Annotated in this window: 22 protein-coding genes and 1 pseudogene; 7 read left to right on the top strand and 16 right to left on the bottom strand. The window is 51.5% G+C overall.

From position 1 onward, the window contains the following. Window positions 1-70 precede the first annotated feature (70 nt). Genes B152_RS0119655 through B152_RS0119645 form a run of 3 tightly spaced genes read left to right on the top strand, consistent with a single transcriptional unit; the run spans window position 71 to window position 3,759 of the window. Window positions 71-1,039, top strand: coding sequence for an ABC transporter permease (locus B152_RS0119655; RefSeq protein ID WP_020594163.1), 969 nt, complete (start codon window positions 71-73; stop codon window positions 1,037-1,039). Beyond that, window positions 1,039-1,974, top strand: coding sequence for an ABC transporter permease (locus B152_RS0119650; RefSeq protein ID WP_020594162.1), 936 nt, complete (start codon window positions 1,039-1,041; stop codon window positions 1,972-1,974). The genes B152_RS0119655 and B152_RS0119650 overlap by 1 nt, the downstream gene beginning before the upstream one ends. A gap of 39 nt (window positions 1,975-2,013) precedes the next feature. Continuing rightward, window positions 2,014-3,759, top strand: a complete 1,746-nt coding sequence (locus B152_RS0119645) for a dipeptide ABC transporter ATP-binding protein (RefSeq protein WP_020594161.1) — start codon at window positions 2,014-2,016, stop codon at window positions 3,757-3,759. A gap of 78 nt (window positions 3,760-3,837) precedes the next feature. Here B152_RS0119645 and B152_RS0119640 read toward each other — a convergent pair whose 3' ends face one another. Then, complete coding sequence (locus tag B152_RS0119640; protein ID WP_020594160.1) at window positions 3,838-4,578, bottom strand: tellurite resistance TerB family protein; 741 nt, start codon at window positions 4,576-4,578, stop codon at window positions 3,838-3,840. A 231-nt stretch (window positions 4,579-4,809) separates the two neighbouring features. On the opposite strand from B152_RS0119640, the gene B152_RS24485 reads away from it, so the two are divergent. Continuing rightward, window positions 4,810-5,901, top strand: a complete 1,092-nt coding sequence (locus tag B152_RS24485; protein WP_020594159.1) for a sensor histidine kinase — start codon at window positions 4,810-4,812, stop codon at window positions 5,899-5,901. A 141-nt stretch (window positions 5,902-6,042) separates the two neighbouring features. Here the strand turns inward: B152_RS24485 and B152_RS26485 are convergent. The 4 genes and pseudogenes from B152_RS26485 to B152_RS0119620 all read right to left on the bottom strand — a co-directional run bounded on the left by B152_RS26485 (window position 6,043) and on the right by B152_RS0119620 (window position 8,708). Then, window positions 6,043-6,390, bottom strand: a pseudogene (locus B152_RS26485) (demethoxyubiquinone hydroxylase family protein). Between the two features lies 1 nt (window position 6,391). Then, entirely contained in the window at window positions 6,392-7,486 is a 1,095-nt protein-coding gene (locus tag B152_RS0119630) for a zinc-binding metallopeptidase family protein (protein WP_020594158.1), read from the bottom strand. Window positions 7,487-7,618: 132 nt separating this feature from the next. Then, the gene (locus B152_RS0119625; protein WP_020594157.1) at window positions 7,619-8,146 is read right to left on the bottom strand and encodes a GNAT family N-acetyltransferase; all 528 of its coding nucleotides are present in this window, start codon (window positions 8,144-8,146) and stop codon (window positions 7,619-7,621) included. Window positions 8,147-8,156: 10 nt separating this feature from the next. Further along, window positions 8,157-8,708 (bottom strand): helix-turn-helix domain-containing protein, encoded by a 552-nt coding sequence (locus B152_RS0119620; RefSeq protein ID WP_020594156.1) that lies wholly within the window; start codon window positions 8,706-8,708, stop codon window positions 8,157-8,159. A gap of 362 nt (window positions 8,709-9,070) precedes the next feature. Between B152_RS0119620 and B152_RS0119615 the strand changes: the two genes are divergently transcribed. Further along, window positions 9,071-10,363 (top strand): DUF6538 domain-containing protein, encoded by a 1,293-nt coding sequence (locus B152_RS0119615; RefSeq protein ID WP_020594155.1) that lies wholly within the window; start codon window positions 9,071-9,073, stop codon window positions 10,361-10,363. Between the two features lie 188 nt (window positions 10,364-10,551). Here B152_RS0119615 and B152_RS0119605 read toward each other — a convergent pair whose 3' ends face one another. From B152_RS0119605 to B152_RS0119555, 11 genes are all read right to left on the bottom strand, one after another. Further along, window positions 10,552-11,328 carry a phosphoadenosine phosphosulfate reductase domain-containing protein gene (locus B152_RS0119605; RefSeq protein ID WP_020594153.1) on the bottom strand — a complete coding sequence of 259 codons (777 nt, stop codon included), beginning with the start codon at window positions 11,326-11,328 and terminating at the stop codon, window positions 10,552-10,554. 6 nt (window positions 11,329-11,334) lie between these two features. Next, window positions 11,335-11,598, bottom strand: coding sequence for a hypothetical protein (locus B152_RS0119600; protein ID WP_020594152.1), 264 nt, complete (start codon window positions 11,596-11,598; stop codon window positions 11,335-11,337). After that, a complete protein-coding gene (locus B152_RS0119595; protein WP_020594151.1) occupies window positions 11,591-12,445 on the bottom strand; it encodes a Lar family restriction alleviation protein in 855 nt (284 codons plus the stop codon). The genes B152_RS0119600 and B152_RS0119595 overlap by 8 nt, the downstream gene beginning before the upstream one ends. After that, complete coding sequence (locus B152_RS0119590; RefSeq protein WP_020594150.1) at window positions 12,438-12,971, bottom strand: hypothetical protein; 534 nt, start codon at window positions 12,969-12,971, stop codon at window positions 12,438-12,440. The genes B152_RS0119595 and B152_RS0119590 overlap by 8 nt, the downstream gene beginning before the upstream one ends. Before the next feature lie 194 nt (window positions 12,972-13,165). Beyond that, window positions 13,166-13,831 carry a hypothetical protein gene (locus B152_RS0119580; RefSeq protein ID WP_020594148.1) on the bottom strand — a complete coding sequence of 222 codons (666 nt, stop codon included), beginning with the start codon at window positions 13,829-13,831 and terminating at the stop codon, window positions 13,166-13,168. Next, the gene (locus B152_RS0119575; RefSeq protein WP_020594147.1) at window positions 13,828-15,165 is read right to left on the bottom strand and encodes a ParB/RepB/Spo0J family partition protein; all 1,338 of its coding nucleotides are present in this window, start codon (window positions 15,163-15,165) and stop codon (window positions 13,828-13,830) included. Before B152_RS0119575 ends, B152_RS0119580 begins: the two co-directional genes overlap by 4 nt. Beyond that, on the bottom strand, window positions 15,162-15,308 hold the full coding sequence (locus tag B152_RS26090) for a hypothetical protein (protein WP_157231189.1): 147 nt from the start codon (window positions 15,306-15,308) through the stop codon (window positions 15,162-15,164). Before B152_RS26090 ends, B152_RS0119575 begins: the two co-directional genes overlap by 4 nt. Further along, on the bottom strand, window positions 15,305-15,535 hold the full coding sequence (locus B152_RS0119570; RefSeq protein ID WP_020594146.1) for a hypothetical protein: 231 nt from the start codon (window positions 15,533-15,535) through the stop codon (window positions 15,305-15,307). Before B152_RS0119570 ends, B152_RS26090 begins: the two co-directional genes overlap by 4 nt. A 4-nt stretch (window positions 15,536-15,539) precedes the next feature. Next, a complete protein-coding gene (locus B152_RS0119565; protein ID WP_020594145.1) occupies window positions 15,540-15,746 on the bottom strand; it encodes a hypothetical protein in 207 nt (68 codons plus the stop codon). Further along, window positions 15,743-16,033, bottom strand: a complete 291-nt coding sequence (locus B152_RS0119560; protein ID WP_020594144.1) for a hypothetical protein — start codon at window positions 16,031-16,033, stop codon at window positions 15,743-15,745. Before B152_RS0119560 ends, B152_RS0119565 begins: the two co-directional genes overlap by 4 nt. A gap of 574 nt (window positions 16,034-16,607) precedes the next feature. Beyond that, window positions 16,608-17,039 (bottom strand): helix-turn-helix domain-containing protein, encoded by a 432-nt coding sequence (locus B152_RS0119555; protein ID WP_157231188.1) that lies wholly within the window; start codon window positions 17,037-17,039, stop codon window positions 16,608-16,610. Between the two features lie 136 nt (window positions 17,040-17,175). Between B152_RS0119555 and B152_RS26085 the strand changes: the two genes are divergently transcribed. Further along, window positions 17,176-17,430, top strand: coding sequence for a hypothetical protein (locus B152_RS26085; protein ID WP_157231187.1), 255 nt, complete (start codon window positions 17,176-17,178; stop codon window positions 17,428-17,430). A gap of 164 nt (window positions 17,431-17,594) precedes the next feature. Continuing rightward, window positions 17,595-17,990 (top strand): hypothetical protein, encoded by a 396-nt coding sequence (locus tag B152_RS0119545; RefSeq protein ID WP_020594141.1) that lies wholly within the window; start codon window positions 17,595-17,597, stop codon window positions 17,988-17,990. The last annotated feature ends 15 nt before the right edge of the window (window positions 17,991-18,005 follow it).

Raw genomic sequence — 18,005 nt, 5'->3', positions numbered from 1 at the left:
GATAAAATACAGGGGGCCTCTTGTTTGGGGCCCCCGATGCAATGCCCAATATGTTCCCAGGGGGGCAAAAATGTTCAAATTTGTTTCAATGCGGCTGTTGCAGTCGATCATTGTGATGCTGGTTGTCGGCCTCATTGCTTTTGGTTTGTTCCGTTTTGTCGGTGATCCCGTCAACAATATGGTTGGTCAGGATACGACGCTTGAAGAGCGGGAGGCGCTGACTGAATCTCTCGGGCTCAACGATCCTTTTGTTGTCCAGTACGGGCGTTTTGTCGCCAAGGCAGTCCAGGGTGACTTCGGGATGTCCTATCGTCTGCGTCAGCCTGTCAGTGATCTGATCGCCGAACGCTTCCCGGCAACCCTCGAGCTTTCTCTCGTGTCGGCCTTTCTGGCACTGCTGCTTGGCGTGCCTATGGGAATCTATACGGCGCTCAAGCCCAAAAGCCTGTTTAGCAGAGGCTTTATGACTCTTTCCCTGATGGGGGTTTCCTTGCCGACCTTTCTGATCGGCATCCTTCTGATCCTGTTTTTCGGTGTCAGTCTGCGCTGGTTGCCGACCTTTGGCCGCGGGGAAGTGGTCGAGCTGGGCTGGTGGAGCAGTGGTTTCTTTACTGCGAGCGGTTTGAAATCCCTGATCATGCCCGCGATTACCCTGGCGATTTTCCAGATGACCCTGATCGTGCGCCTGGTCCGGGCTGAGATGCTGGAGGTTCTGCGGACTGACTATATCAAGTTTGCCCATGCCCGTGGCCTTAGCCCGCGGTTGATCAATTTTTCCATTGCCCTGCGCAATACGCTGGTGCCGGTGATCACGATCATCGGTCTGCAGGTCGGTTCTATCATTGCCTTTGCGATTATTACTGAAAGTGTTTTCCAGTGGCCCGGTATGGGACTGTTGTTCATCCAGGCGGTATCGGAAGTCGATATCCCGGTCATGGCAGCCTATCTATTGCTGATCGCTTTTGTCTTTGTTGTGATTAACCTGATCGTCGATATTCTCTATTTTGTCGTTGATCCTCGTCTGAGGGTACAAAGCTGATGAGTGACATTTCCGAACAGCAACCGTCTTTTCTCACCCGCCTGCGCGACAGTGATCTCTGGTGGAGTTTTATCCATTCTCCCGGGGCGATCATTGCGTCTGTCCTGACCATCGTGATCGTCGCCGGGGCGCTCTTTGCTGGACTGGTCGCACCACACAATCCTTTTGATCTCGCCACAGTTGATCTTTTCGACGCGCTTTTGCCGCCCGCCTGGGAAGCCGAAGGCAACAGCAGTTACCTGCTGGGCACGGACGATCAGGGACGTGATGTCTTTTCGACCATTCTCTATGGTTCGCGCATTTCCCTGATTGTTGGTTTTGCCTCTGTGGCTCTGGCTGCGGTGATCGGGATTACCGTCGGGCTGATTGCGGGTTATTCAGGTGGCCTGCTAGATTCTTTTCTGATGCGGGTTGCCGATATCCAGCTTTCTTTTCCCGCTATTCTTATCGCCTTGCTGATTGATGGTGTCGCGCGGGGGATCTTGCCCCGGGATGCCCATGACGAAGTGGCTGTCTATGTTCTGGTGGTGGCGATTGGCCTGAGTTTCTGGGTTCAGTATGCCCGGACGGTGCGCAGCTCGGTTATGGTTGAGCGCAACAAGGAATATGTCCAGGCCGGGCAGGTTATCGGTTTGCCAAACTGGATTATTCTGGTTCGTCACATTTTGCCCAATGTCCTTGGCCCGGTTCTGGTGATTGCCACAATCCAGCTGGCCCTGGCGATCATTACTGAAGCAACCCTGTCTTTCCTCGGGGTAGGTGTTCCACCGACATCTCCCTCGCTTGGCACTCTGATCAGGATCGGCAACGATTATCTCTTCTCCGGTGAATGGTGGATCACCATTTTCCCTGGCGTTGCCCTGGTGGTGCTGGTGCTTTCCGTCAATATTCTGGGGGACTGGTTACGTGATGCCCTTAACCCGAAACTGCGTTAGGAAAATACACAGGATGCATAATCCCGGAGGAAACCAATCATGACTACTGCACTTCTGGATATCAGGGATCTGATCGTTGAGTTTCCCTCGCGCCATGGGGATGTTGTCGCCGCCAAAAATGTGAACCTGTCCGTTGCCGCGGGGGAAATCCTTGGCGTCGTCGGTGAGTCCGGTGCAGGTAAATCCACCATCGGCAATGCCGTCATGAACCTGCTGGAACGCCCGGGTCGTATCGGCGGCGGAGAGATTTTCCTGAAAGGGGAAAAGATCAGCGGCTTGTCAGATCCAACAATGCGCAAGATCCGCGGCAAGCGGATCGGGATGATCTTTCAGGACCCGCTGACATCGCTTAATCCGCTTGAAACCGTGGCAGACCAGTTGATCGGCACTATCCGCACCCATCTTGACCTGTCACAGGAAGAAGCACGGGCAAGGGCGGTTTCTCTGCTGGATCAGGTGGGGATTCCTGATCCAGATGTGCGGGTGGATCACTATCCGCACCAGTTTTCGGGGGGGATGCGCCAGCGCGTTGTCATTGCTTTGGCGCTTTGTGCCGAACCCGAAGTCATTCTGGCAGACGAGCCGACAACCGCACTGGATGTCTCGATCCAGGCCCAGATCCTGGATCTTTTGAAAGATCTGGTGCGTCAGCGCGGCGTCGGCATGATTATTATCACCCATGATATGGGGGTGATTGCCGAGGTTGCCGACCGGGTTGCCGTGATGTATCGGGGTGAAGTTGTGGAAACCGGACCGACGGCCAAAATCCTGGGCGATCCGGATCATTCCTATACCCGCAGTCTGATTTCTGCTGTCCCGCGACCGGATATCCGTCTGCACCGTTTTCCGATGGTTGAAAGTATTGAACGCGCCGGGGAAAGGCGCGAGCTGGATCTCTCCACCCACTGGTTGGGGCAGGCCCGTGATTTTGGTGCCCGTGATGGAGATGGGGCTACTGGCCCGTTACTGGCGGTGAAGGATCTTGAAATGGTTTTTCGTTCCGGGGGATTTCTGGGCAGTAAAGCCAGCAGTCTTCGCGCAGTGGACCGGGTCTCATTCGATATCCTGGATGGCGAGTGTTTTGGCATTGTTGGTGAATCCGGTTCGGGAAAATCGACCATCGCCCGTCTGGTGACGGGGATCTACAAAGCAGTGGGCGGGGCCATATCCTTCAACGGAACGGATCTGACCAAGCTGAAAAACCGCAAGGAACTGAACAAGCATCGCCGTCAGATGCAGATGATCTTTCAGGACCCTTTTTCCTCGGTCAATGCACGTATGAAAGTGCGTGATATCATTGCCGAACCGATCCGGTTTCACAAACTTTCGGGCTCGGAAGCTGAAACCCGCCGCATTGTTGATGACCTGCTTGATCATGTCGGGCTCGGGGCGAAGGCAGCAGTAAAATATCCGCATGAATTTTCAGGGGGGCAGCGCCAACGCATTTCCATTGCCCGGGCGCTGGCAACCCGGCCCCGGTTTTTGATCTGTGATGAACCGACTTCCGCGCTGGATGTATCCATTCAGGCCCAGATCCTCAACCTGCTCAAGGATTTGCAGGAAGAACTCGGCCTGACCATGATGTTTATCAGCCACGACCTGCCAGTCATTCGTCAGATGTGTGACCGCGTCGGGGTGATGTCCAAAGGCAAAATGGTCGAGATTGCCGAAACAGAAGCACTGTTTGTCGCGCCAAAGGATGACTACAGCAAACATCTGATTTCCCTGATGCCAAGCTACACGGGGCTGATGGAAAGAGAAACCGGACAGGCAGAAGCAAGTTAGCTTTTTGCAAAAAGATTGTTGTTGCGAAAAAGGGCAGGTTCCACCAGGAGCTGCCCTTTGGCTTTTATCCTCATGCCTCTAGGCGTAAGTTGCTTCGGCGAGGGAACTGTGGATATGCGCAACCAGTTCCGGCTCCAGCTGAAGCCGGGCCGCCAGCATGCCAAGGTATCCCTGCTCGGCGGGGCTATCGACCTCGATAGCCATCAGGGAGGCGACATAGATCTCAACCGCCTGTTCCTTGGTTGTGGCCAGTGTGACGAGACTATCAATATCCAGAGGTTTTCTGAGCTGATCCATCAGAAAGGCTTTCTCGTCGTTGGAAAGCCCCAGTTCATCAATCTTGCCAAAAATGGCGTCCTGTTCCGCCCCATCAATCTGTCCATCAGCTTTCGCTGCGGCGATCATCGCGCTGACCAGTGCGGCACCAAAGCCGCTGGAACTGCCTTGTTCAGTATCGATGGTAAAGGCAGAGTTGGCCGGGGCTAAGGGAACTGCCGGGGAAGACTCAAGGGCGGGGGATCTCCCGCCATGTTGATGTGTTGCCTGTTGTGCTGCTTGAGCGGGTGGAACCCCGCCTTGCCAGTCGCGGTAAGCTTTGTACGCCAGACCAGCGACAAGGGCGAGGCCACCGTATTGCACGGTTTTCTTGGCCATCTTACGCCCTTTTTTTGATCCAAGCATATAACCTGCCAGTCCACCAGCAATGGCACCACCGGCCAGACTGCCGGAATTCTTGGACAGATAATCCTTACCTTTTTGCAGGTTGGCATTGCCTCCTGCGCCCAGTACTTCATTCATCAGCCTTGATACGTCAAACATGTCATTCCGCTGTATTGTGAATCCCTTTTCTCTGTTTGGATATAGGGGCGATTGATCGGGTTTCAATCATGGAATCGCGAGGAAGGTAGACAGATTGCCCCAGCTTGCTCCGATTTTAATAGTTGTTCATCTTTTTGCATTAAAATGGAGTTGAATTGATTACCAGTCTTGATAGGGAAGAAGAATCATTAATTTAGGAACCGCAGGTACTGACATCTATGGTGCTATTTTATGACTGAAGAGCAGGAGGACCCGCTTCTGGCGAACAACAGTGTCCGAATGGCTGAAGCAAATCGGAAACTGCGGCAGCGCCGATTTCATGACGCTTTTATTGTAGTCATCGGGACTGCTGTTGCGACACTTCTCGGCGGATACCTGGACTTGTTTGAGCAATGGCACGAGTTTGTTGACCAGCATGAAGAATGGGAACTGGACGAACTCAGCATCGGTATTTTCTCTTTGACGTTACTACTGGTCTGGTTCGTCTGGCGTCAAAGTGTTCAGGAAAATTTCCTCAAACGCTTGGCAATCATCCATGAAGCGGAAGCGCTCAAGGCCAACCAAGCAAAATCAGAGTTTTTGGCGGCGATGAGTCATGATCTGCGCACCCCACTGAATGCGATCATCGGTTTTAGTGATGTTATGGAGAAGGAAATCTTTGGTCCCTTGGATAACCCTCGTTACAAAGAATACGCCCGGGATATTCACAACAGCGGCAATCTTTTACTGAGTCTGATCAATGATGTTCTCGATCTGTCAAAAATCGAGGCACGCAAATACAATCTGAATGATGAATTTCTCGATCTCGGTCTCTTGGTCCAAACAAGCTTGCGGATGCTGGAAACCGAAGCTGTTTCGAAAAAACAAAGGCTGAAAGTTGACCTGCCCCCTGATTTTCCGAGATTGCGCGGGGATCGTAAAATTGTGATACAGCTGCTGAACAACCTGCTCTCGAATGCGATCAAATTCACGGGCGAGGGGGGCGAAATTGTTTTGCGGGCTTTCCTTGATGACTATCGTTGTATCAACATCTGGGTTGAAGACACGGGGATCGGGATGACGCCAGAGGACCTGAAACAAGTCCTCCGTCCTTTTGAGCAGGTAAAAAGCACCCAGTCACGCCGTGAAGAAGGTACCGGCCTTGGGCTTTATATCTGTGCCAATTTTATGAAACTCTTTGGGGGCGAGCTACAGCTTTCCAGCAAGGTTGGACAAGGCACAATAGTGGCTCTGCGTTTTCCGGAAGACAGGACCCTTGAAGAAGGTTCGTCAAAACTGACAGAACTCAAGGAAAAAGCGACCAGACATTCTGGATCACTCTAGCGAGCAGGGTCGGGTAGATAGAGATTCACGCAAGGGAAGCTAAATAAACCGCTCAGAGAACTTTGTGGCAAAGTATTTTTTGGCGCTCAGCCTTCAATTCTCACGCCATACTCGTCGAATCTCCCCAGGTAGAAAGCCATATCACGGTAGGTATGGAAAACGTGATGATCCGGTGAAGGCTACTACTTCAGAAACCAGTGGGTGTTGAAGACGTCCCATCAGGGCTGTCACGAAGCCCAACAAAAAGCCTCCATTACCCCAAAGCGCCATCACACGGCTGGGGCGGGCCTGATGGTCCGGCATGGCATTCCTGAACCGCTGACAGTGCTCAATTTCGTGTGCCAGTGTTTCTTCAAGAAAGGCAACAGCTTCTGGATAAAATCGTCGGGCTACCTAGATCTGTGCCCGGTAAATCCGGATTGCCCCGTATTCACCTGCGTGGTTGACCTTTATAATTCTGCGAATGGTCCTTGCTGCTGTCAGATCCATATCAGGGCTTATCGGTTGTTTTGTCGGTCTGACTCGCGGGAATATCAACCTTGCCAAGCCGCAGCAGCAGGCGCACAAAAGCATCACAGGATTTCATCGAGGCTGATTCTTCCATGGTGTGATAGCCGGTCGTTGGAATCTGTAACGTGGTTCCCTGAACAAACCCGTTCGAGGCGGCAATGATCCGGCCCATTTCGGTACTGCCAATGGACTGGGCCTCCTTGCCAAGCTTTGCCGCCTGCAGGTTCTTTTCCTCGATATAGGCGTCCTTGAAGCCATAGCTGATGCCAAGCTCGAGACAGAGCTGTTCCAGTCGGTCTGTTGTCTCCGGATTGAAGGCCGCATTGGCGTCCCGGCGGCGCAGGATGACATCCTGCTGGTCGGCACTTTCCCGGTCCGGGTAGGGGCTGGTATCGACGACAACCAGACGGTCTGTCGCCCCGCCGAAACGTCGAAACCACTCAAGCAGAAAGCGCCAGCTGCTGCCGGATTCTTCCTGGGCAGTGAAAAAGGCGGTACCCTGGAAACCAAGACCGTATAGATGAACCAGATAGGCGGCGGTCAGGACGTTGTCCAGTTGACCACTGAGCAGATCGTCCTTGAGGCTCAGGCGGTCGGAAAAGGCGACCGGGGTTCCGGCAACCAGATGTTCCAGCCCCTCGACCTCAAAAATCAGGTTGTTTCGGAATTCACAGACATAGGCATTGGTGATCACTCCCTTGCCACGATAGGCGCCAGACCAGGGTTCATAGGCCATGACTTCAACAGCCTTGAAACGGTCGACGATCTTCATCATCAGCTTTTCCGAAACCGAGTTGCCCAGCAGGTCAGACCGGTTTCCGGCGACAAAGGCGGCATATTGAAACTCATTCGGTCCGGTACAGATCAGTCCGTGACGGTCAATATGGGCGGAAAAGAAAGCCGAGCTGGGCCTGTTGCCCTGGGCCACCAGCAAACCTTCGTACCAGGTGACCTTGGCCCCGCGCTCTTCCAGCTCGCGCTGCAGGACCCGGAAAAAAGAGTGTTCGGCCCCGACCACAGCCGGCTGGCGGATCAGAGACTTGAGCAGATCGGTAAAGTCTTCTCTTTGGGGCACGGGTTTCTCACTTGCATAGGTCTCGTGGACGGCAGCGGGACAAACTTGCCCACAGATATCATCAGCCTACGCAATATAGCTGTTCTTTTGAAGAAGTTTATTGTGAATCAAGGGGGAAGAGAGACCGTGATGTCAGGTCAGGCTTTTATACATATAGGTTGTGGCGTGCAGCAGTTCCCCTGTGGTATCCAGGGCAAAGCCGGGAATGGAGCCTGCGGTTTTGTAGCCGAGAGAATGATACAGCGGCTCGGCTTTGTCGCCGGATTTGGTGTCCAGAGTGACCAGCGTTTTGCCCAGAAAAGCTGCCTGCTCTTCCAGCGCCAGCATCAGAGCCCGGGCCAGCCCGCGCTTGCGGAAATCCGGATGGACCAGCAGTTTTGAAACCTCGCAACGGTGCGGCTGGTTGGGGGGAAGGTCTATGTCAATCTGTACCGTTCCGGCGATAACCTGATCTATCAGTCCGACAATCAGGACCCGTTTCCCCGCAGTGACAGTAGGAAAAACCTTGGCCTGCCAGAAAGCCCTGCTGTCGTCCAGGCTGAAGGGTTCGATAAAGCTGACAGAGGCTCCGCTGGTGACGCAGGCATGAAGAACTTCGCAGAGGCGTTCCTGACAGGCGGGTAAATCTTCTGGCGACAGAATGCGGGTGGAAAGAGACATGATCACATTCCTAGTTCAGAAAAAGCAGATAGCTGGCGGGGGTATTACCTGTGGCAAACTCTGTCGCCCCGAACAGCTGATAGCGCAGGCAGTCTCCGCTTTGCAGATGGTGGGTTTGTCCCTCTACGGTGATGGACAGACAACCGGACAGCATGACCAGATAGTGTTCCAGCCCCGGCACCGAAGGGCTGTCATAGGCAATCCGGCTGTGCGGCGCCAGTGTCGCCTCGATAATCTCTGCCTGCAGCGCTGCAGACGGCGGCGAGACTACCCGACGCTCATAACCCTGTTCCGGATCGTTCCAGATACTCTGGTCCCCGCGCCGGATCACAGGCTGAAACTGGCTTTCAACAGAGGCAAGCAACCGGGTCAGCGTCAGACCATGGGCGCAACAGAGCTTGCCCAAAACCTCGGTCGTCGGGCTGACCTCGGCCTTCTCCAGCCGGGACAGTGTCGCCCGGCTCAACCCGCTTTTTCCGGCCAGATCATCCAGCGACCAGTCCCGGTCCAGCCGCAGGGCTTTCAAGCGTTCAGCAAGCTTGTCGGTGATATTGGAGGTCATAAATTCTCATATATGGTAAATTATCTCATATGTGAGAATTAACAAATTCATAAAAACCCGTCAACAGAATTTATATACGGAAACCAGATAAGAGAGTTGGTCGGAGACTTTTTCAAAAATGAAAAAACAGAATGCGTCCGGAAGAACAGCTCAGGTCGCAATTTTTAAAAGGAGTTTTTGGATCCGGGACCAGGATTGAAAAGTAAAAATATAATAAACTAAGTTATTGATTGTAAATAAAAATGATAAAATCCTGCGTCGTGCGTGTGTACCGTTTTGTGTACCGATTTTGATTACTGTGCTTGTGATTAATTGATCAGGGTGCTAAGTGATTTTTAGCACCCAAATTATTATGCGCCAACATGATAAAGCAATACATCATTCTTCGCCCTCACGGCTATCAATATAAACGTCGAATCCCGAAAGAATATTCGGAGGTTGATCCGAGGGGGCGGGTTGTTGTGTCTTTAAAGACCCGTGATTATGACGTCGCGCTCAAGCGGGCCGATATTGTCAATGCTGCTACGGAAACGAAGTGGCGGGAAGGACTTGCTCATACAGATCCTGACATTGAAACCAGATATGAGGCGGCAATAGCTTTGGCGCGACGGCACGGTGTGCAGTATGTGCCATTGGATGTTCTGGCGGCGGGAAAGCTGGATGAGCTGGTTAGCCGTATGCGGGTCCTTCAGGAGACGGGGATTAAGAATAAAGCTGTGGTGTCATCGGTTCTTGGGGCTGTTGATTCGCCAAAATTCACCTGGTCAAACGCTTTTGAGCGTTTTGTCGAGTTGTCTAAAAAGGACTTGATAAACAAGAACCCGGATCAGGTTCGCCGGTGGAAAAACCGACGGTTGAAGGCTGTAAATAACTTGATTGCGCTTGTTGGTGACAAGGGGCTGGATGAAACGACGCGCAACGATGCGCTGGATCTTCGGTCATGGTGGATTGATCGGCTTGACTCGGAGGGCTTGAAGCCGGATAGCGCCAACAAGGATATCGGGTCATTAAAGAAAATTTATGATGATTTGAACGACTATCTAAGGCTTGGGCTTACACCGGGTATATTTTCTGGTCTCACTTTGTCAGAGGACCAGCATGAAATCAAAATGCCGTTTGAGCGGGATCATGTTTCCAAATTCCTGGTAAATCGTCAGGCGTTATTAACGTTGAATGACCAGGCCAGAATGATCGTCTGGGCTTTTGCGTCAACCGGCGCGGGATTGTCCGAGTTGATCGGTCTGCGGTCTCAGGATATTCATCTGGATTGCGAAATTCCGTATATCGAGCTCAAGCCGAATGAGGTGCGAGGTGAAGACAAGACCCGTTACAGGAAAAGGGATTTGCCGATTGTCGGATCTGCGCTCGAGGCTTTCAAAGCTTTCCCCAAGGGCTTCACGCGGTATCAGGGGAAGCCGTCAAGCTGTTCTGCGGCTGTAGGCTCATACCTCCGAGAACATAAACTCCTCCCGTCAATCAACCACACGCTTAACTCTTTAAGGCATACTTTCCAGGATGCTTTAACAGCTGCGGAAGCGCCGGAGCGAACGCAGGCTGATTTGATGGGGCATAAATTTGCGCGGGAGAAATACGGGGTGGGATCGACAATGGAGCAAAAGCTCAAATGGATCAAAGAAGCCGTTTTTTATGTGTAGATCTTAAGGGTTTTTAGCTGCCGAAGCTATCATGGCCACTCTGCTCATTGTGGATTTTCTTTTTTCTATCTCCTCGTCAAATCTCTCGAAAATAGGGAGATACTTCTCGCCGTGAAGTGTTACCACTTGAGCGGCAAGGATGCGCAGTTCCTCCAGTTTTTCGAGTGAATGACGGGGCGAGGACATGGTTATTCTGCGGCCTCCAAGTGTACCGAATTGATGCCCGTGATTTCCTCTAGGAAAACAGTTGGTTGCCCTTTACGTGGCTGGGCGAAGGTGTGTCCGATTTTTCGTTCCAGATTCACATATGTTCTGTAAAGGTCGGGGTTCAGCTTTGCGGAGAGGCGAAGATCTGATTTACATGCCAAAATGCAAAAGCAACAGGACAGGCGGGACATTCCCTTTTCATATGCCCAGTGCGGCTTTTGTCCAGCATCTGCGATACACTTAAAGACCTCTTCGGTCGTCCAGTTGTGGATCGGAAGCCAGTCGTACCATTCGCGGCCCGCTTTGCTGTTTCGTTCGTTAAATTTGAAGGCAGTCTTTTTAGCTCGACTGGGGCTTTCTTCTGCACGCATGCCCATACAATTGACCACAAGGCCATTGAATTCAGGTCGGGCTTTTAAGGTCCGGCGTACCCATGTTTCGATTGGGCCGCGCTTTAGGTCGCTTGTGCATTGACGGGTGCTGGCACTTGGCCACATTCCCCGACGCTCGACCATTTCAAGTAGGTCCTTATTCGGGTTCTTGACCACGCTTATAAGCAAGTCGCCGACCGTTTCTCGTATATGCTCCTGAACACCGGGCCACTCAACACGGCCCAGATCAGCATGAACCACCATTAGTTGGCCAGAAGGTACGATGCTTTTGAGGTGGATAGTCATTGCCTGGCTATCTTTTCCCGCGCTGTGGTTGATTACAAAAAGAGCGCCACGGTCTATGAGGTTTTGAATCTGACTCATCATCCCCTCCTACAAGCTATCAAAGACAAATGAGGCATATAAATACTTCCTGCCTTTGTCGGTTAATTCGGGCTTCCGCTTCTTCCCTTTTTCGACAATCAGCCCGTGTTCTTTGATGATCTGGGTCGCGGTGGAGCCGTTGGAATACCTGCAAGCCCACTTCAAAAGCGCCGCCTTGACGACATCGCGTTTGGTTATGTCTTCGCCGAAATTGGCGTTTGCATGAACGGCATCGATCTCAGCGTCGGTGATGATTTCTTCAGGTTTAGTCATTGAGCTGATCCCCCGCCGTCTGGTCATCAGAAGCGTCTGGGGTGAGTTCCTTTGTGCTGGATAGGGCTTTCTCAGCCCCGGCGAGGACTTTCCTGAATTTATTAAGAACCTTATTAGCCCTGATTATCTCGGGCAGAGTATCGTCATGATCGTGACTTGGGTGCTCAATAAGATCCAGCAGGCCACGCAAAGCCCCCTCAAGTTCCCGCACTCGGGCTTGGAGGTGGTGGATTTCACGGCCTTTATCCTGTGCGCCCACCTGTGAGCGTGACAGCCTTGCTTGAAGCTCCCAGATTAACTCCTTTAGTCCGCGCTCAAAATCTTTACGCAACCAGAAACATTCGGCTGCTTTTTTATACTCCTCTAGGTAAGGAGTTAGCCGCTCAATCTCGGTCTCAAGTTCCCGCACTCGGGCTTGGAGTTTATTTCTTTCGGATTGTACCTCAGACAACATTTTTTTTAACGTGTCAAAAGTAGATTTTTCGAATTTAATCAACCTCTCAATTTCAGATGATTTATGTTCATTTTGATCACAAGAAACTTCAAAATTGTCTTGAGAGACTTTAATGTTTTCTCGTAGCCGCTCAATCTCTGCCTGCTGGCTTTGGATGGTTTCAGCTTGAATTAGAACTTCTTTGCATTTGTCATCAAAACGCTCTTTAAGTTCGTCCTCGGGGCTGGTGCGGGCGTTCCAAGCTGCTACTGCATTATTCCAATCGTCTTCATCCGGCGAGACAGCATAGCAGGTCATGCACATCACGGTGCCTGCGTTACTAGACATATCAAGTTCATCAATCATTAATTCTTCTTCACCCCCGCAGAACGGACACGGTTTCAGGTCACTCATCGGCCTGACCTCCCTCAAGCTTCTTGGTGGCGGCTAGGGCCTCCCGCTCTGTGCGAAAAGGACCAATATTGAGAGGTTCGGTATCCATAACCCTAACAACAACGTATCTGCCGACACGGTGATTGCGTTGGATGTACCATTTACCTTGATCGGAATTACCCCAATCCGGCACAAACCCGTTTGTCATAGCCTGGAGCTTATCCAGTGCAGTTGCCTTGCAGGTAAAGTCGCCGATGCGCTCTATGGTTTTGAACCCGTTGATGTCGCGTTTGGACATGGCCGGACCATGTCCATGGTGCCAATAGCCGTCTTTTCGAACAAGAAGCACTGTCCGGTTTCCCACATAAATGCCGTCCTGATACTCAGGCTCGGACGGCTTTACGCGCAAAGGGCAGGTTGATGAGAAATCAATCTCCCCGTTCGTCACGTCAGCCCAAGGCGTAGTTCCGGGTTTGGCCTGAATAATTCCTCCACTGGCGAACTCTTCAATGATCGGCAATCGTTCTTTCCAGAATTCTCTATTCATCTCACTCCCTCCAGCACTGCCATCACAGCGCGTTTGTGGTCTTGGTTCTCGTTTCGGGATACCGCATCCAGTGCGGCGGATAGGCGGGGGCTGTGAGAAGGGGGCTCATGTTTGTTCTTTCAAATATTCTTTGATGAGTTGGTCGAGTTCGTCCTGATCTTTCCAGAGGGCAGCTAGAATGAGTTTTAGTAATTTCATGATGCGATGCCTTTCTGGATGTAGGAGTTTCCCCATTGTTCGGCCATGGCTTCTGCTATGCCGGGGAAGAACTTGCTTCGTTCCTTCCAGCGGAAGGGGCCGGGCGAAGCTCTGTGAACCTTCGACCATGCCTTGTGCTCGTCAGTTCCTTTGGGGGGAGGTGTGAGTTTGTTGGTTGGGGTGAGTTGAGGGAGGTTTTTAAGATATAGGCCTGTTGCCTTGAAGAAGGGGTCACCGAACCACCAAGGTTGCACGGTCTGGGCGGGTTTCTGATAATTTTTTATCCTGGCTTTTGCGTGTTTGTGCATGACAGGATTTTCCACTGCAATGTGAGGTACGTCAGCGTTGAGCATGTCTGAGAAAAGGGCTGCGCCGTCTTCCAGTTCCTGCCACATCTGCTCTAATGTCTTGCCTGGAGGTGGGGTTTTTAACCACCGAACGCCACTGTTGCAAAGCCGGGTACAAGGCGGATGCGCGACCATTAATAGGTCCCACTTCTCCATTTTAAGGACATCTCTTACATCGGCTTGAATGTGTCGGTTGCTTGGTGTGTCGCTTGGAAGAATGTCGCAGGACCATGCGTTATGACCTGCGTTTAAAAATGCATCCCTAACGACACCAGATGTCTCGCAGGCTATTAAAATGTTGTTCAGGGTATTCATTCTGAAGGCTCTTTTCTTAGTGTGTAGTGGTCGGCGAGCAGGTAGAGAAACTCGAAATCAGTCCGGTTCTGTCCTGGTCCGATGCGAAGCGCGACGAGTTGAGTGAAGAGAACTTTCAGGTCGGTGAGGTGGAGGTAGTCGAGGCCTTGGAACTGTTGTCCTCTGCTTGGGCCGTCCTCTGTGTCTTGGCACTTTAGGAATACGTACTCATGCCAAAGATTGCCGATTTGTCCTGCAAAATATGTATGGTGTTCATCGCGCATTCCGGCAGTGGTCTTCATGCGTGATGGCAAGCCGGGTTTAAGCTGGAATTGAGATGAACTTTCCAATAGCGCCAGAGTTAAGAGGCGAAGGCACATGGTGAAATCTTCCGATAATTTTCCCACAACCTGAGATATCAAAATTTCACTTGGCATATTGTTGTCCGTTACCCCTTCGGGCTCTTTCATTGAAGGTGTTGGTAGAGGTTCAGGTGTCTCAAGGTTGTTTCTGAGTTCCCGGAGAGCTTTTTCGGTTTTGGCTCTTGGGTCGTCGTCCTGGACGGCTTTGACAAGTTTCTTTTGGGTCTCTTCGTCTGTGCCGTTGAGAGCGCGGGCCTTGGCTGCGCTGAGGGTGCCGTTTGCTATTGCTGCCTGAGTGCTGCTTTCTAGATTGAGCAGGGCGATGCGCAGTTGTACCCATCTAACCGTTTTGTTGATCTGCTCGGCTATCTTGTTGGTGCTCCAGCCTGAATTTACAAGCTGTTGCAGCGCGTTTGCCTCATCAATGGGCTTGGGGTCTTCGCGCTGAAGATTTTCCAGAAGAGCAAAGACCAGCCGTTCCTGTTCATCTGCCTGTTGTTTGAGACAGAGAACCTTTCCATCGGGGTGGCGGGTGTTGGGCCACTGGCCTCTTGCCAGAAGGCGCTCAATCGCGGCAAGTCTGCGGTGTCCGGAGATAAGCAGGAAGTTGCCATTTTTGTCCGGTTGATCGCAAACAACCAGATTTTGCATTAAGCCGTGTTGTAAAATATTGTCTGCGAGTTCCTCGAGGCTTTCCGGGTTCATGGCACTTCTGGGGTTTGCCGGGTTCGGCAGAATGTCCATTGGCGCGATAAAACAGAGGTTGCCTGGAGTGGCTTCTGTTTGTTGGTGCTCTTCCAGTTCAAGCAGGGCGTTAACGCTGGTGTTAAGGGCTTTGGCGATTGCGGCCAGTTTATCGGCTCCCGGCATCGCTCTTTTGCCGCTTAAAATTTCCTGGGTGCTGGTTCTGGCAATTCCCGCAAATTTGTAAAGATCAGTCGGTTTGATATCGAGTTCAGCGCAGCGGTTGTTAATGCGTTCGGCAAGTGTCATGAAGGCAACCTTTCGTCGTTCCTGTACTGCTTCAGAAAGCGCCATGCTGTTGCTCGAAGCTGTGCCGTGGTTGTGGTGTCGGTGATTATTTTGACCGCTTCAGCGTGACGGCGGATGCAATAGGATGTGAAGCTGTTGCTCATTTGCCGTCTCCGTTGATAATGTTGGTGATGTCGGTGAGGTCTCGATTTATTTTGTTTAAAATCGGTATGGATCTCAGCAGCTTGAGAACCGTCTTGGCATCTTTTTCGCCGTTGGGGTTGTCCTTGAAATCGGCGATAATGTGAGTGGTTCTGTTGCTCTCAATCGCAACTATTTTAAGACCAGATCCGCGCGGTTGACGGCTGAGTTCAAGTGTCAAATTTTTCATTGATCTATTCCACTTTGGTCAGGCGATAGCGGCGGCGGGCTTCCAGTATCGCGACGTTATAATGCCGATCTACTTCGTCGGGGGTGAAGCCAGCGTGTTCGAGGTCTTTGGGAGAGCACTCGCCACATTTTTGATTGAGGAGGTAGAGGCTCACTTCAATCATTTCTTGGCTGGTGTCATTTTGGGGAAGGGTGTGAGGGAAGGGGGTCATTGTGCTTCCTTCCTGCTTGGTCTTACATTTGTGCGAACGCCGTTCGCTGAGCCCCTAACGCTCCTGGATTGTCCTGGGCGGGGTGTGCGGATCGCTGCCGGGTCGTCTGAGCCAAAAACATTGGATGACGCGAAGGCTTGTGCGATTAGCAGCACAGTTGTCAGCAGGAGCCACGGCCCTAGAGGTCGCCCGTTATCAGCGATTGTGTTTGCTGTTGCTTTGTCCAGATCATCCTGTTTGAGAAGTTTCAGGTTATAGGCATCATCAAAAAAAATGACGTTTGGCATGATCGCCTCCTTTGTTGTTAAGGAGACGGTAATGGATCATAAATGGTCCGTCAATATAAAAATGGATCAAAAATGATCTATTTTATTTTGCGCTTATTCTTTGGTAAGTCTGAAACAGGGCGCGCGCACTATTGTGCGAGGGAATCGCGGGGCTGTTTTCTGATTTAAAGTCGGCGGTTGTGGGGATGGTTTCCCGGCTGGATGCGGTCCCGGCTTGAGGGACGTTGCAAGGGGCAATGTCAGCCATTGGTGTGTCGGATGCTACTTCTGCGCGCAGGAGGCTCGTAAAATATTTGTAATTATCTATCATTCCACCAGAATCACTTCTAAAACAGTGTGAAACCGTCCGCTATATGCCTACTGGAGGTATATAGACGCCGAGACCTTTGTCTGTCAGGACTTGAGCGGTGGTCGAGTCGACAACCACCAGTCGGGAAGACAAGTGTCTTGAGCATGACGGTGCTTCTGGGGATGACTGTGGTAGGGAGTCCCCTACCCGCGAATCTACGGGCTGGAGGAGTATGGATATGGTATCTAAGGTTGTAAAGCGTATTGTGCGCAGGAATATATCGCTCTAGTTGTCTTTATTGGATATCATGCGAATCATGCCACCTGTCTCGGCAACAATCAGCTCTGGTTGCTGGCGGTATTTCTCTTCATTACACATCTTCTGTATTTCAAGAAGGATCTTCATCTGGTCTTTGGGGTGAAGGTCAATATTCTCGAGTTTGAGAGTGTTGATGAAGGCTGCACCCATATCAATATAGAGAATGGGATCGGCAGGTTGGTCAATGGTATCAATCCCCAAAAGCTTATCTATTGATGTGCCGATGCATCTGGCGAGGGCTGCTGCCGTATCTACACGGGGATTGGCGGTGACGTCATTTAGGATACGTATGACGACCTGTTCTTTGAGCCCGGCTTCTCTGGCGAAGGCTTTTTTACCCAGGCCTTTGCTGTCGAGATAGCGCTCTATATTAGATTTAAGGTTTTCGTGAAGGTCCATTGTCAGGTCGCCTGTATTGTGTGGCGTCAGGAATAATTCTTTTCCGTATTCCGTCAAGTATAGCTTCTTTTTTGACATTTGTGTTGGATCAATAAAGTTCTTGATATTGGATCAAAAAAGATCCAATATCTGGTTTATGAAAACAACGCGACAAAATCTCATAGAGTTCATTGACCATTATCAAGACAGTGGCGGTCTCAACGACCGTCGGCTTTCTTTGGCTATTGGTTCCGGTCACGGCTGGGTCAGCCGTTTGAGGCGTGGGGGCGGTGTGTCTTTAACGTCAATCGAGAAGGCTGAGGCGGTTATTTTCTCATTTTTTATTGATTCCGGGGTGGCTGTTGAGGTCGGTGAGGGTGGTGATTGCCCAGTCGAGGGCTGTCCCGACTGACGGGCTGAGCATCGGCTTTGCCTTTCGATAATCTCTCAAGGTCTGGAGATGAGAAAGGATGATCTCGTTATCTGTTGGCGTTGTTGGTTGTTTTTTCATGGGTTCATTTTACGTGAACCTGAATTTCAGGCAATTCCGTTTTTGCGGAACTTTCGGAGGGAGCTATGGCTTATCAGCGTAAAGACCTTTCCTTTCATGGGGCGTTTACCCGAATCTGTAGCCGTTTGGGCTATGAATGGCTGGCGGAGAGCATGGGCGTTTCGGTGTCCCGGCTGGAGCAGATGTCCAATCCGGCGAGGAAGGATCTTGCGGTGCTTGTGCGATCTGTGTCGATGGATGTTGAGGCGGCGCGAAGTGGTGCCGGTTGCCCATTATATGAAGAGTATGGGCGTCAGCTCCGGCTTGCGGGGGTAGCTCTTGATCGTGCGACTGATAGAAGGCTGGTGCTGGAAGTTGCTATCAGGTCCGCGCTTGGTTTTGTCCGTCAGGCGGCAGATCTCCTTGAGGCTGTTCTTGTGCCTGGTGGTGCTGTGCCCCGGCTCGCGACTATTCAACATTAAACCGAAACAGGGGGT

The organism is Kiloniella laminariae DSM 19542 (assembly GCF_000374005.1).
Classification (GTDB): domain Bacteria; phylum Pseudomonadota; class Alphaproteobacteria; order Kiloniellales; family Kiloniellaceae; genus Kiloniella; species Kiloniella laminariae.
Note: the sequence above shows the minus strand (reverse complement) of the source record. Positions and strands in the feature narration are given on the sequence as shown.